The sequence below is a fragment of the Pseudomonas sp. MWU13-2517 genome (assembly GCF_023242545.1).
Lineage (GTDB): Bacteria > Pseudomonadota > Gammaproteobacteria > Pseudomonadales > Pseudomonadaceae > Aquipseudomonas.
Genome location: NZ_JALMFA010000022.1, coordinates 1 through 15,004, shown reverse-complemented (window position 1 = coordinate 15,004; position 15,004 = coordinate 1). Strand labels below are relative to the sequence as shown.

The following is a 15,004-nucleotide window of genomic DNA, read 5'->3' as shown; positions in this document are numbered from 1 at the left end:
ATGGATAGCGTTCACGGCACCGATGGCTACCGCTGTGCCCAATCGCCTGCACCTGACCCAGTTGCCGCCTCCCGGCAGCGTGTCGCCGGGGGAGTATTCCGGTGAAAAGCTGAACCTCAACTTCCAGAACATCGAGCTGCGTGCGGTGCTGCAACAAATTGCCGACATTGCTGGCCTCAACCTTGTGGCCAGCGATGAAGTGCAGGGCTCGATCACCTTGCGGCTCAAGGACGTGCCCTGGGACCAGGCGCTTGACCTGGTGCTGCACACCAAGGGCCTGGATAAACGATTGAAGGCGGGTGTATTGCTGGTCGCTCCTGCCGACGAGCTGGCTGCACGCGAACTGCTGACGCTGGAGTCGCGCAGGCAAATGGCTGAGCTGGCGCCGTTGCGTCGAGAGTTGTTGCAGGTCAATTACGCCAAGGCGGCAGACCTGGCCAAGCTGTTCCAATCAGTCAGCGGGCTTGAAGGCACCACCGATGAGCGTGGCTCGGTTGCGGTGGATGACCGCACCAACAACATCATTGCCTACCAGACCGGGGAGCGACTGGAAGAGTTGCGACGCATTGTGGCGCAACTGGATGTACCGGTGCGGCAGGTGATGATCGAAGCGCGCATCGTCGAGGCCAATGTTGATTACGACAAGAGCCTGGGCGCGCGCTGGGGCGGTGGGTTCAGCCGCGGAAAGTGGGGCGCCGGCGGTATTCGCAAACCGCTGCCCGACGGCGCGGAACCACCGCAAGACCCTCCCACTTCTCCCTTTGTCGATCTTGGTTCGCTGACGGGGACGTCAGGCCTGGGTATCGCCTATATCACCGACAACCTGTTGCTGGACCTTGAGCTGACGGCCATGGAGAAAACCGGCAACGGTGAAATCGTCTCTCAGCCCAAAGTGGTTACGGCCGACAAGGAAACCGCGCGCATCCTCAAAGGCACCGAGATTCCCTATCAGGAGTCCAGCTCCAGTGGCGCCACCTCGGTGTCGTTCAAGGAGGCTTCGTTGTCCCTGGAAGTGACCCCGCAAATCACCCCCGACGACCGGGTCATCATGGAGGTCAAAGTCACCAAGGATGAGCCCGACTACCTGAACAAACTCAACGATGTGCCGCCGATCAAGAAGAACGAGGTCAATGCCAAGGTGTTGGTCAAGGATGGCGAGACCATTGTTATTGGAGGGGTTTTCTCCAATACCCAAAGCAAAGTGGTAGATAAAGTGCCATTTTTGGGCGATGTACCGTATCTTGGCCGCCTTTTCCGGCGCGATGTGCTGGCGGAGAAAAAATCCGAGCTGCTGGTATTCCTGACTCCGCGTATTATGAATAACCAGGCGATTGCTGTGAGTCGTTGATTCTGTGCGAAATTTGATTCTTGTAGGACCGATGGGGGCTGGAAAAAGCACCATCGGCCGTTTGCTGGCCAAAGAGCTGCGCCTGCCGTTCAAAGATTCCGACAAGGAAATTGAATTGCGCACGGGCGCCAATATCCCATGGATCTTCGATAAGGAAGGCGAACTGGGCTTTCGCGACCGCGAGCAGGCGATGATTGCCGAGCTGTGCGGCTGCGACGGCGTGGTATTGGCCACCGGCGGCGGCGCAGTGATGCGCGATGAAAACCGTCGGGCGCTGCATGCCGGCGGTCGGGTGGTCTACCTGCACGCCTCAGTGGAACAGCAAGTAGGCCGGACTGCCCGCGACCGGAATCGCCCGTTACTGCGCACAGCCGACCCGGCAAAGACTTTGCGGGATTTGCTTGCGCTGCGCGATCCGCTGTATCGGGAAATCGCTGATCTGGTGGTGGAAACCGATGAGCGGCCACCTCGGATGGTGGTACTCGACATTCTTGAACGCCTGCAACGGCTGCCACCCCGTTAAAGCCAGGCCCGAAATGCGCTATTCTCGGCGGCGCGTCATTACCTTCCAGGGTGTGGCGTAGAGCCATTAGACGACGTCAGATCTCGACGTTAGCGGTCGTCAATACATCTTTAACGCGGGGACACATGCAGACACTTAAGGTCGATCTAGGCGAGCGCAGCTACCCGATCCATATTGGCGAAGGTCTGTTAGACCAGCCCGAATTGCTCGCACCGCATATTGCCGGGCGACAAGTGGCGATCATCTCCAATGAAACAGTCGCGCCGCTGTATCTTGAGCGTCTGAGCCGCAGCCTGGCGGCTTACTCGGTGATCTCCGTGATTTTGCCCGACGGCGAAGCCCACAAGAACTGGGAAACCCTGCAACTGATCTTTGATGGCCTGCTCACTGCACGCCATGATCGCCGCACCACTGTTATCGCCCTGGGCGGCGGTGTCATCGGTGACATGGCCGGCTTTGCCGCCGCCTGCTACCAGCGGGGCGTGGACTTTATCCAGGTGCCGACCACCCTGTTGTCCCAGGTTGATTCGTCGGTGGGCGGCAAGACCGGCATCAATCATCCGCTGGGCAAGAACATGGTCGGCGCGTTCTACCAACCGAATGTCGTGCTGATCGACACCGCGACACTGAACACCCTGCCGCCGCGGGAATTGTCGGCCGGGCTGGCGGAAGTCATCAAATACGGGCTGATCTGCGACGAGCCGTTCCTGACCTGGCTGGAAGAACATGTCGATGCCTTGCGCAGTCTTGACCCGGTGGCATTGACCGAAGCGATATCCCGCTCCTGCGCCGCCAAGGCGCTGGTGGTAAATGCCGACGAACGGGAGTCCGGTGTACGGGCCACCTTGAACCTGGGTCACACCTTCGGCCATGCGATCGAGACACACATGGGCTATGGTGTGTGGTTGCATGGGGAAGCCGTAGCGGCTGGCACAGTGATGGCATTGGAAATGTCGCAACGCCTGGGCTGGATCAGTGCCCAGGAGCGTGATCGTGGCATCCGCCTGTTCCAACGTGCGGGTTTGCCGGTCATCCCGCCTGAGGAGATGATCGAGTCGGATTTCCTCGAACATATGGCAATAGACAAGAAAGTGATCGACGGTCGACTGCGACTGGTGTTGCTGCGCCACATGGGCGAAGCGGTAGTGACCGACGATTATCCGAAAGAGATTTTACAGGCCACGCTGGGAGCGGATTACCGCGCCCTGGCCCAGCTGAAAGGTTAATAAGATCCCGATGACTAGTTTGCATGCCGACGAGGCGTTTCTCGGCCATTACCATCTAAGCCACGACCCTTTTGCTCCACGGGTGCCTGGTTTCAAATTCTTCCCGGCGCAGCGCAAGCCGGTGCTCGGTCAGTTGCATCACCTGGCGCGCTACAGCCAGCTGTTGCTGGTGGTGACTGGCCCGCTGGGCAGCGGCAAGACCTTGCTGCGCCAGGCGCTGGTGGCCAGTACCAACAAGCAGACGGTGCAGAGCGTGGTGGTGTCGGCCCGTGGTGCCGGCGATGCGGCTGGCGTGTTGCGCCAGGTAGCCCAGGCGCTGGACGTGTCTACCGCCGAACCGAACGCGATCCTCAAGCAAGTGGTGCAACTGGGCCTGACCGGCCAGGAAGTCTACCTGTTGGTCGATGACGCCGAGCAGCTCGACGAATCCGCCCTGGAAGCGCTGCTGGCGCTGGCTGCGGGGACTCCCGAAGGTCGTCCCCATGTGTTCCTGTTCGGTGAGTCGTCGTTGATCGCTGATCTGGAGCAGATCAGTGGCGATCAGGAGCTGTTCCACGTCATCGAATTGCAGCCATACGAAGAAGAGGAAACCCGCGAATACCTGGCTCAACGCCTCGAAGGCGCCGGGGCCGGTATCGAACTTTTCTCCGCTTCTCAGATCTCTGATATTCACGAAAGCTCCGACGGCTGGCCTGGCACCATCAACCAGGTCGCCCGGGATGCCATGATCGAAGCCATGATTGCCAGCCGCTCTGCGGTTAAGCGTCCAAAGATGGGGTTCACTATGCCTAAGAAGCACGTATTGGCTATTTCCGCCGTTGTGGTGGTCGCTGTAGCCGCCGCCTGGTTGATTCCAGGCCGTAGCAAGGCACCCGCCACTGCCGGCGCGCCAGCCGAACAGGCGCAACTGCCCTTGGGCAAGCCCACACCCAACGTCGAATTCGCCAACTCCGGTCAACCGACCAACCTGCCGATGGTCGGCCAACCGGTGATGCGCGGCCCGTTGGCCGAGGCTGCCGGTGGTATCTCCGAAGGTGATGACGGGGTGCCGGTGGAAGGTTCCAGTTCCACGCCTCCGACCGTGACCACTACCGCGCCACCTGCGGGCGTACCTGCCGGCCCTGCACCGACCCCGACCGCCAAGCCTACCCCGGCTCCGACCGTTGCCACCGCCAAGCCAGCACCTGTAGCCAAGCCTGTAGCACCGGCACCCGTGGCCAAGCCTGCGCCAGCGGCCAAACCGGCTGAAAAACCTGCCGCCACCGTTGCCAAGGCAGCCCCAGCCGCCGCCGGCAGCAGTTGGTACACCAGCCAGCCTGCTGGCCACTTCGTGGTTCAGATCCTGGGCACCAGTTCCGAAGCCAACGCCCAGGCGTTCGTGAAAGAGCAGGGCGGCGAGTACCGTTATTTCAAGAAAGTGCTCAACGGCAAGCCTCTCTACGTGATTACCTACGGCAGCTTCCCAAGCCGTGCCGCAGCCGATTCTGCTATCAAAGCCTTGCCAGCGAAGGTTCAGGCTGGTAAACCTTGGCCTCGCACTGTTGCCAGCGTCCAACAGGAACTGGCAGCAACTCGCTGAAGATCCGGCGGCCTTACCCAGGCTGCCCTCCCGGCACCTCAAAAAATAACCGCAAGTGCGTGCAGTTCCTCCAGGAACCGCGCGCTTTGTGGTGTCTGCGTCACAGTAGCTTTTGAGTCGATGCGGTCAGAATTAAAAAAGTTTTGACTAGCACAGCATATCGCTTTAAACCTTTCATAAATGCGACATGAATTTGCGACATTTCGTCGTTAAATTTGTGAGCGTTCGTGTCGGTGTGTACAATGACCTCCCTTTTGCCCCCGTTAAGCCGGCGTACGTTCGGCGTGGTAGGTAACCGGTTGAATTGAAAAGAAATTTGCCTCGATATAAGAGGCAGCCTGGTGAGAAAGTGTCTATGAAAGCAGGTCTGTACCAACCCGATGAATTCAAGGATAACTGCGGTTTCGGTTTGATAGCCCATATGCAGGGCGAGCCCAGTCATACCCTTCTGCAAACGGCCATCGAGGCCCTGACCTGCATGACCCACCGCGGTGGGATCAACGCCGACGGTAAAACCGGTGACGGTTGCGGCCTGCTTATTCAAAAGCCCGACCAGTTCCTGCGTGCTGTCGCCAAAGAGCAATTTGCAGTCGACCTGCCCAAGCAATATGCCGTGGGCATGGTGTTCTTCAACCAGGACCCGGTCAAAGCCGAAGCCGCTCGCGAGAACATGAACCGCGAGATACTCGCTGCGGGCCTGCAACTCGTCGGCTGGCGCAAAGTGCCGATCGACACCAGCGTACTCGGCCGCCTGGCCATGGAGCGCCTGCCACAGATCGAACAAGTGTTCATCGCAGGCGATGGCCTGAGCGATCAGGACATGGCGATCAAGCTGTTTACTTCGCGTCGTCGCTCATCGGTAGCCAACGCCGCCGACACCGATCACTACATCTGCAGCTTTTCCCACAAGACCATCATTTATAAAGGCCTGATGATGCCGGCGGACTTGACCGCCTTCTATCCGGACCTGAGCGATGAGCGCCTGCAAACCGCAATCTGCGTGTTCCACCAGCGCTTCTCTACCAACACCCTGCCGAAATGGCCGCTGGCTCAGCCATTCCGCTTCCTCGCCCACAACGGCGAGATCAACACCATCACCGGCAACCGCAACTGGGCTGTGGCGCGCCGCACCAAGTTCGCCAACGATTTGATGGACCTGGAAGAGCTCGGCCCGCTGGTCAACCGCGTGGGTTCCGACTCTTCCAGCATGGACAACATGCTCGAGCTGATGGTCACCGGCGGCATCGACCTGTTCCGTGGCGTGCGCATGATCATTCCGCCAGCGTGGCAGAACGTCGAGACCATGGACCCGGATCTGCGTGCATTCTACGAGTACAACTCGATGCACATGGAGCCGTGGGACGGCCCGGCCGGTGTGGTAATGACCGACGGTCGCTATGCGGTGTGCCTGCTCGACCGCAACGGCCTGCGCCCGGCGCGTTGGGTCACCACCACCAACGGTTTCATCACCCTGGCGTCGGAAATCGGCGTATGGGACTACAAGCCTGAAGACGTTATCGCCAAAGGTCGCGTAGGCCCTGGCCAGATCCTGGCCGTGGACACCGAAACCGGACAGGTCCTCGACACCGACGCCATCGACAACCGCTTGAAGTCTCGTCACCCCTACAAACAATGGCTGCGCAAGAACGCCCTGCGTATCCAGGCGACCATGGAAGACAACGACCACGGTTCGGCTTTCTATGACGTCGACCAGCTCAAGCAGTACATGAAGATGTACCAGGTCACGTTCGAAGAGCGCGACCAAGTGCTGCGCCCGTTGGGTGAGCAAGGCTACGAGGCCGTGGGCTCCATGGGCGATGACACGCCGATGGCCGTGCTGTCCCAGCGTGTACGCACGCCGTATGACTATTTCCGCCAGCAGTTCGCCCAGGTGACCAACCCACCGATCGACCCGCTGCGCGAAGCCATCGTGATGTCGCTGGAAGTGTGCCTCGGTGCCGAGCGCAATATCTTCCAGGAGTCGCCGGAGCACGCATCCCGCGTTATCCTCAGTTCGCCAGTCGTGTCCCCGGCCAAGTGGCGCTCCTTGATGACCCTGGACCGTCCAGGCTTCGACCGCCAGATCATTGACCTGAACTACGACGAAACCCTCGGCCTTGAAGCGGCTGTACGCAACGTCGCCGACCAGGCTGAAGAGGCCGTGCGCGCCGGTCGTACCCAGATCGTACTGACCGACCGCCACATTGCCCCGGGCAAGCTGCCGATCCACGCTTCGCTGGCCACCGGTGCGGTGCACCACCGTCTGACTGAAAAAGGCCTGCGCTGCGACTCCAACATCCTCGTGGAAACCGCCACCGCCCGCGACCCGCATCACTTCGCAGTGCTGATCGGTTTCGGCGCCTCCGCGGTTTATCCGTTCCTGGCCTATGAAGTCCTGGGCGACCTGATCCGCACCGGTGAAGTGCTGGGCGACCTCTATGAGGTGTTCAAGAACTACAGGAAGGGCATCACCAAGGGCCTGCTGAAGATCCTGTCGAAGATGGGCATCTCCACCGTCACCTCGTACCGCGGCGCTCAATTGTTCGAAGCCATCGGCCTGTCCGAAGAAGTCTGCGAACTGAGCTTCCGTGGCGTGCCAAGCCGCATCAAGGGCGCGCGTTTCGTCGACATCGAAGCCGAACAGAAAGCCCTGGCCGCTGAAGCCTGGAGTGCGCGCAAGCCGATCCAGCAAGGTGGCCTGCTCAAGTTCGTGCACGGTGGCGAATACCACGCCTACAACCCGGACGTGGTCAACACCCTGCAAGCCGCCGTGCAGCAGGGCGACTACGCCAAGTTCAAGGAATACACCTCGCTGGTCGACAACCGTCCGGTATCGATGATCCGTGACCTGTTCAAGGTGAAGACCCTGGACACCGCGATGGACATCAGCGAAGTCGAGCCGCTGGAGTCGATCCTCAAGCGCTTCGACTCCGCCGGTATCTCCCTGGGTGCGTTGTCGCCCGAGGCCCACGAAGCCCTTGCCGAAGCCATGAACCGCCTGGGTGCGCGTTCCAACTCCGGCGAAGGCGGCGAAGACCCGGCGCGCTACGGCACTATCAAGAGCTCGAAAATCAAGCAGGTGGCGACCGGCCGTTTCGGTGTGACCCCGGAATACCTGGTCAACGCCGAAGTGCTGCAGATCAAGGTTGCCCAGGGCGCGAAGCCTGGTGAGGGCGGCCAACTGCCGGGTGGCAAGGTCAACGGTCTGATCGCCAAGCTGCGCTACGCGGTGCCGGGCGTGACCCTGATCTCGCCGCCACCGCACCATGACATCTACTCGATCGAAGACTTGTCGCAGCTGATTTTCGACCTCAAGCAGGTCAACCCGCAGGCCCTGGTCTCGGTGAAACTGGTGGCGGAAGCTGGCGTAGGCACCATCGCCGCCGGTGTGGCCAAGGCCTATGCCGACCTGATCACCATCTCCGGCTATGACGGTGGCACCGGCGCTTCGCCGTTGACCTCCATCAAGTACGCCGGCGCACCCTGGGAGCTGGGCCTGGCGGAAACTCACCAGACCCTGCGCGGCAACGATCTGCGTGGCAAGGTGCGCGTACAAACCGACGGCGGCCTGAAAACCGGCCTCGACGTGATCAAGGCCGCAATCCTCGGCGCCGAAAGCTTCGGCTTCGGTACCGCGCCAATGATTGCCCTGGGCTGCAAATACCTGCGCATCTGCCACCTGAACAACTGCGCCACCGGCGTGGCGACGCAGAACGAGAAGCTGCGCAAGGATCACTACATCGGCACCGTCGACATGGTGGTGAATTTCTTCACCTACGTTGCCGAAGAGACCCGTGAGTGGCTGGCCAAGCTGGGCGTGCGTTCGCTGGAGGAGCTGATCGGGCGTACCGACCTGCTGGAAATCCTCGAAGGCCAGACCGCCAAGCAGCACCACCTGGACCTGACGCCGCTGTTGGGCAGCGATCACATCCCGGCTGACAAACCGCAGTTCTGCGGCGTCGACCGCAACCCGCCGTTCGACAAGGGCCTGCTGGCCGAAAAAATGGTCGAGATGGCCGCTTCGTCGATCAATGATGCCAGCGGTGGCGAGTTCGCTCTGGATATCTGCAACTGCGACCGTTCCATCGGCGCACGCGTCTCCGGCGAGATCGCACGTAAGCACGGCAACCAGGGTATGGCGAAAGCGCCGATCACCTACCGCTTCAAGGGCACTGCCGGCCAGAGCTTCGGCGTGTGGAACGCCGGCGGCCTGCACATGTACCTGGAAGGTGACGCCAACGACTACGTGGGCAAGGGCATGACCGGTGGCAAGTTGGTCATCGTTCCGCCTCAAGGCAGCGTCTACAAGACCCAGGACAGTGCCATCATCGGCAACACCTGCTTGTACGGCGCCACCGGTGGCAAGCTGTTCGCCGCCGGCACTGCCGGTGAGCGTTTCGCCGTGCGTAACTCCGGTGCCCACACCGTGGTGGAAGGCACCGGCGATCACTGCTGCGAGTACATGACCGGGGGCTTTGTCGCAGTACTGGGCAAGACCGGTTACAACTTCGGTTCGGGCATGACCGGCGGTTTCGCCTACGTGCTCGACCAGGACAATACCTTCGTCGACAAGGTCAACCACGAGTTGGTCGAGATCCAGCGGATCAGCGGTGAAGCCATGGAGTCCTACCGGAACCACTTGCAGCACGTGCTGGACGAGTACGTTGAGGAAACCGGCAGCGAATGGGGTCGTAACCTCGCCGAGAACCTCGACGACTACCTGCGTCGCTTCTGGCTGGTCAAGCCCAAGGCTGCGAGTTTGAAATCTCTGCTATCCACCACACTTGCGAGTCCGCAATGACGACGCAGCGGCAAGTAGCAAGCTTCAAGCCGCAAGCTAAGAGCAGTGCGCGGTGTGCCGGTTCAATTGATTTCTTGCAGCTTGAAGCTTGTAGCTTACAGCTGTCGTGTACGAGGTTTTAAAGATGGCCGAACGTCTCAGCAACGACTTCCAATTCCTCGATGTCGGGCGTAAAGATCCGAAGAAGAAACTGTTGCGTCAACGCAAGAAAGAGTTCGTGGAAATCTACGAACCCTTCAAACCCCAGCACTCGGCCGACCAGGCCCACCGTTGCCTGGGTTGCGGTAACCCGTATTGCGAATGGAAGTGCCCGGTGCACAACTTCATTCCCAACTGGCTCAAGTTGGTGGCCGAGGGCAACATCCTCGCCGCCGCCGAGCTGTCCCACCAGACCAACACCCTGCCGGAAGTGTGTGGCCGGGTGTGCCCGCAGGACCGTCTGTGCGAGGGTGCCTGCACCCTTAACGATGGCTTCGGCGCAGTGACCATCGGCTCGGTGGAGAAGTACATCACCGACACCGCGTTCGCCATGGGCTGGCGCCCGGACATGTCCAAGGTCAAGCCGACCGGCAAGCGCGTCGCCATTATCGGTGCCGGCCCGGCAGGCCTGGGCTGCGCCGACGTGCTGGTGCGCGGCGGCGTGACTCCGGTGGTATTCGACAAGAACCCTGAGATCGGCGGCCTGCTGACCTTCGGCATCCCCGAGTTCAAGCTGGAAAAAACCGTACTGAGCAACCGCCGTGAAGTGTTCACCGGCATGGGCATCGAGTTCCGGCTGAACACCGAGATCGGTAAAGACGTGACCATGGAGCAACTGCTCGAAGAATACGATGCCGTGTTCATGGGCATGGGCACCTACACCTACATGAAGGGCGGCTTTGCCGGTGAGGACCTGCCAGGCGTCTACGACGCTCTGGATTTCCTGATCGCCAACGTCAACCGCAACCTGGGCTTTGAAAAGTCGCCGGAAGATTTCGTCGACATGAAGGGCAAGAAGGTCGTGGTGCTGGGCGGCGGTGACACCGCGATGGACTGCAACCGTACCTCGATCCGCCAGGGCGCCAAGTCGGTGACCTGTGCCTATCGTCGTGACGAAGCCAACATGCCCGGCTCGCGCAAAGAGGTGAAGAACGCCAAGGAAGAAGGCGTGAAGTTTCTCTACAACCGCCAGCCGATCGCCATCGTCGGTGAAGACCGCGTCGAAGGCGTAAAAGTGGTCGAGACCCGTCTCGGCGAACCGGACGCCCGTGGCCGTCGCAGTCCTGAGCCGATCCCGGGCTCCGAAGAGATCATCCCGGCCGACGCCGTGGTCATCGCCTTCGGTTTTCGTCCAAGCCCGGCACCGTGGTTCGAGCAGTTCCAGATCCAGACCGACAGCCAGGGCCGCGTCGTGGCCCCGGAACAAGGCCAGTACAAGCACCAGACCAGCAATCCGAAAATCTTCGCCGGTGGCGACATGGTGCGTGGGTCTGACCTGGTAGTGACAGCGATCTTCGAAGGCCGCAACGCCGCCGAAGGCATCCTGGATTACTTGGGCGTCTAGCGATGTCAGCGGCAAGCTTCAAGCTTCAAGCTTCAAGCCGCAAGCTGCAAGCATCGTGGCTTCTCGCTTGCAGCTAATTGCTTGAAGCTTGCCGCTGCTTTTATCCCACCAATTGACCCGATAGAAAAAAAGGCACGGCGCATTCCGTGCCTTTTGCGTCGCGCTCTGAGAAAATGCCCGTACTTTTTTTGCGGATGCCGACATGACTGCCCTCAAGAACGACCGTTTCCTTCGTGCCCTGCTCAAGCAGCCTGTAGACGTCACGCCCGTGTGGATGATGCGTCAAGCCGGTCGCTACCTGCCGGAATACCGCGCCAGTCGCGCCAACGCCGGCGACTTCATGAGCCTGTGCATGAATCCCGCGTTCGCCTGCGAAGTCACGATGCAGCCGTTGGACCGTTATCCACAACTGGATGCGGCCATCCTCTTCTCCGATATCCTCACGATCCCCGACGCCATGGGCCAGGGCCTGTATTTTGAAACCGGCGAAGGCCCGCGCTTCAAGAAAGTCGTCAGCACCCTGGCCGATATCGAGGCCCTGCCGATTCCTGATCCACACAAAGACCTCGGTTATGTGATGGATGCCGTCAGCACCATCCGCCGCGAGCTCAATGGCCGCGTGCCGCTGATCGGCTTCTCCGGCAGCCCGTGGACCCTGGCTACCTACATGGTTGAGGGCGGCTCGTCGAAAGACTTCCGCAAGACCAAGGCGATGCTCTACGACAACCCGCAAGCCATGCACCTGCTGCTGGACAAGCTGGCGCAGTCGGTTACCTCCTACCTCAACGGCCAGATCATGGCCGGTGCGCAAGCGGTGCAGATCTTCGACACCTGGGGCGGCAACCTGTCGGCGGCGGCGTACCAGGAGTTCTCCCTGGCCTACATGCGCAAGATCGTCAGCGGCCTGATCCGCGAACACGAAGGCCGTAAAGTGCCGGTCATCCTGTTCACCAAGAATGGCGGCCTGTGGCTGGAGAGCATTGCCGACGCCGGTGCCGATGCATTGGGCCTGGACTGGACCTGCGACCTGGGCGAAGCCCGTCAGCGTGTGGGCAACCGCGTCGCGCTGCAAGGCAACATGGACCCGACCGTGCTTTATGCCAAGCCGGAAGCGATCCGCGCCGAAGTCGGGCGCATCCTCGCCAGCTACGGCAAGGGCACCGGCCACGTGTTCAACCTGGGCCACGGCATCACGCCGGAAGTGAACCCTGAACATGCCGGCGCCTTCCTGCGCGCGGTGCACGAGTTGTCGGCGCAGTACCACGAGTAACACGCCAAACAAATGTGGGGGCGGGCTTGCTGTGGCGAGCAAGCTTGCTTGCGCTGGGGTGCGAAGCGCCCCCGAGTAGTCGGCGACTGCTGCGCAGTCGAGCGTGAGCAAACTCCCTCGCCACAGCAAGCCCCTCCCACATTTCGCCGTATCGGGTCAGACCTTCACATTCCCCAGCGGCGGCAACTTCGCCAGCTTCAACGCCACCAGCAAAGCCCCGATCAGCAGCGCCACGATAAACGCCCCGATCCCGTTCCACCCGGCAAAGTGCCAGAAGAATCCCCCCGCGGTACCGGCGATACTCGACCCCGCGTAGTAGCAGAACAGATACAGCGACGATGCCTGCCCCTTCGCCTTGACCGCGCGCCGGCCGATCCAGCTGCTGGCCACCGAGTGGGCGCCGAAGAAGCCGAAGGTAAAGATCAGCATGCCGGGCACCACGATCCACAGTGGGGTGAAGAGGGTGAGGGCGATGCCAGCGAGCATCAATACGATGGTGCCCCATAACACGCGGCGGCGGCCGAGGCGGTCGGCCAGGGAGCCGATCTTGGCCGAGCTGTAGATGCCCGAGAGGTACACCAGCGACAGCAGGCCGACCACCGCCTGGCTCAGGTCATACGGATCGTCGAGCAAGCGGTAGCCGATGTAGTTGAACATCGTCACGAAGGCGCCCATCAGCAGGAAGGCTTCGAGGAACAACCACGGCAAGCCCGCGTCCTTGAAGTGCATGACAAAACCGTCCAGCAGGCTACGAGGCTTGAGGCTGGTGGCGCGGAAGTTGCGCGACTCGGGAAGGATTCTCCAGAACACCGCAGCCGCAATCAGCGCCAGGGCGCCAATGATCAGCATCGCGGTATGCCAACTGACGAAGTCGATCAGCACGCCGATGATCAAGCGCCCGCTCATGCCGCCGATCGCGTTGCCGCCGATGTAAAGGCCCATGGCCAGGCCGATGTGTTGCGGGTGGATTTCTTCGCTCAGGTAGGTCATCGCCACCGCTGCCAGGCCGCTCAATGACAGACCCACCAGCGCACGCATCAAAAGGATGCCTTCCCACGTCGGCATCAAGCCGCTGGCGATGGTTGCCAGCGCCGCGCAGAACAGTGCGGATACCATCACCGGTTTGCGTCCCAGCCTATCGGAGATCGGCCCGGTGATCAGCAAACCGAATGCGAGCATTGCCGTGGCTATCGACAGGATCAGGCTGCTTTGCGCCGCATTGATGGAAAACTCATGGGACAGCGCCGGCATCATCGGCTGCACGCAATACAGCAGGGCAAAGGTGGCGAAACCACCGGAGAACAGCGCCAGCACCGTGCGCATAAACATCGGTGTGCCTTTTTCGATGTACTCGTCGTTGAGCTGGGCGACCACCTCATCCAGGGCGGTGGGTGGGCGTTCTTGAGCGAATGGCGCGACAGCAGATTTCACGGGGACCTCGAGGAGGGAAAGCCTGCCAGGACAGGCAATGCAAAAAAGAATATAGCTGCCTAATGATTCTTTCCAATATATTGTTCGACCTGTTTGATAGCTTTAACGACCTAATGAGGTGTGCATGGAATTGCGTCATTTGCGGTACTTCATTGCCGTCGCTGAAGAACTGCATTTCGGCCGCGCCGCACAGGCGCTGGGCATCTCGCAGCCGCCGCTGAGCCAGCAGATCCAGGCGCTGGAACAGGAGCTGGGGGCGCGCCTGTTTGAACGGACCAATCGTCGGGTTGAGCTGAGCGAGGCCGGGCGGTTGTTTCTGCAAGAGGCACGGCTGGTGCTGGCCCAGGTCGACAAAGCGGCCGACGTGGCCCGGCGCGCGCAATCAGGAGAGCTGGGTGAACTGAAGATCGGCTTTACTTCATCGGCGCCGTTCAACGCCAGCATTCCCCAGGCGATCTTTGCGTTTCGCCAGGCATTCCCGGCAGTGCACCTGAGTCTGCAGGAAATGAGCAGCACCGAAGTCGCTGAGTCGCTGGTGGATGAGTCGATCCAGGTTGGCCTGATGCGTCCGCTGCCGTTGCCGGATTCGCTGGGTGTCATTGAGCTGATGCGCGAGCCGCTGGTGGCCGTGCTGAATGCCGGCCACCCGTTGGTCGAAGGCAGTGAGCGTGGTTTGCACCTGGCGCAATTGGCACAGGAGCCGTTTGTGTTTTTCCCACGTAGCTACGGCAGCGGTCTCTATGCCCAGTTGCTCAACCTGGCCCGCGATGCCGGTTTCAGCCCGCACTTTGCCCAGGAGGCAGGGGAGGCGATGACCATCATCGGCCTGGTCGCGGCGGGACTCGGCGTGTCGGTGCTGCCAGCGTCATATCAGCGGATACGCATCGATGGCGTGGTGTATCGCACGCTGCTGGACCAGGAAGCGGTGACGGCCGTGTGGCTGGTGCAACGCAAGGGCGTGCAGACGCCGATGGCGAAAGCGTTTGTGGAATTGTTGACGCGTAAGGGGGCGGTGTAGGCGCGTTCACATATCAAGTAACGCAAGGGGCTTAGTTATTACGCAGAATCGCTTTTTTTCTAGCGAGTGGTATGGATGGCACTTCTGCTCTGAGGGATGAACGGCACTCTGCCACGAGTTGCCGTAAAGCGGCTTTCAGGCATACTGCACAAGTTCCCGAAAGGGGCTTGTGAGACTCTGTGGATCCTGGACAACCAGCCATCGCAGAGCCAGGCAGGAAGCGGCGATGACAAGCCAACCTGTTTGTGAAAAGGGCGTCGAAAGG

The 15,004-nt window shown here is 60.8% G+C and carries 9 protein-coding genes; 8 read left to right on the top strand and 1 reads right to left on the bottom strand.

Translation table 11 applies throughout. The annotated features are described in order from the left end of the window. The first annotated feature begins 22 nt into the window (after positions 1-22). From M5B97_RS25665 to hemE, 7 genes are all read left to right on the top strand, one after another. Positions 23-1,348 (top strand): type IV pilus secretin PilQ family protein, encoded by a 1,326-nt coding sequence (locus tag M5B97_RS25665; RefSeq protein ID WP_248733084.1) that lies wholly within the window; start codon positions 23-25, stop codon positions 1,346-1,348. A 4-nt stretch (positions 1,349-1,352) separates the two neighbouring features. Beyond that, entirely contained in the window at positions 1,353-1,871 is a 519-nt protein-coding gene (gene aroK / locus M5B97_RS25660) for a shikimate kinase AroK (RefSeq protein ID WP_003187914.1), read from the top strand. Positions 1,872-1,996: 125 nt separating this feature from the next. Beyond that, a complete protein-coding gene (gene aroB / locus M5B97_RS25655; RefSeq protein ID WP_248733051.1) occupies positions 1,997-3,097 on the top strand; it encodes a 3-dehydroquinate synthase in 1,101 nt (366 codons plus the stop codon). 10 nt (positions 3,098-3,107) lie between these two features. After that, positions 3,108-4,676, top strand: coding sequence for an AAA family ATPase (locus M5B97_RS25650; RefSeq protein ID WP_248733050.1), 1,569 nt, complete (start codon positions 3,108-3,110; stop codon positions 4,674-4,676). A 355-nt stretch (positions 4,677-5,031) separates the two neighbouring features. After that, positions 5,032-9,477: a glutamate synthase large subunit gene (gltB, locus tag M5B97_RS25645; protein ID WP_248733049.1), complete on the top strand. Its 4,446-nt coding sequence runs from the start codon at positions 5,032-5,034 to the stop codon at positions 9,475-9,477. A gap of 124 nt (positions 9,478-9,601) precedes the next feature. Further along, a complete protein-coding gene (locus M5B97_RS25640; RefSeq protein ID WP_248733048.1) occupies positions 9,602-11,020 on the top strand; it encodes an FAD-dependent oxidoreductase in 1,419 nt (472 codons plus the stop codon). Positions 11,021-11,222: 202 nt separating this feature from the next. Next, on the top strand, positions 11,223-12,290 hold the full coding sequence (hemE, locus tag M5B97_RS25635; RefSeq protein WP_123716205.1) for a uroporphyrinogen decarboxylase: 1,068 nt from the start codon (positions 11,223-11,225) through the stop codon (positions 12,288-12,290). A 156-nt stretch (positions 12,291-12,446) separates the two neighbouring features. On the opposite strand, the gene M5B97_RS25630 is transcribed toward hemE, so the two are convergent. After that, complete coding sequence (locus tag M5B97_RS25630; RefSeq protein ID WP_134660454.1) at positions 12,447-13,721, bottom strand: MFS transporter; 1,275 nt, start codon at positions 13,719-13,721, stop codon at positions 12,447-12,449. Positions 13,722-13,845: 124 nt separating this feature from the next. Between M5B97_RS25630 and M5B97_RS25625 the strand changes: the two genes are divergently transcribed. Then, positions 13,846-14,739: a LysR family transcriptional regulator gene (locus M5B97_RS25625; RefSeq protein WP_134660455.1), complete on the top strand. Its 894-nt coding sequence runs from the start codon at positions 13,846-13,848 to the stop codon at positions 14,737-14,739. Positions 14,740-15,004: the final 265 nt, after the last annotated feature.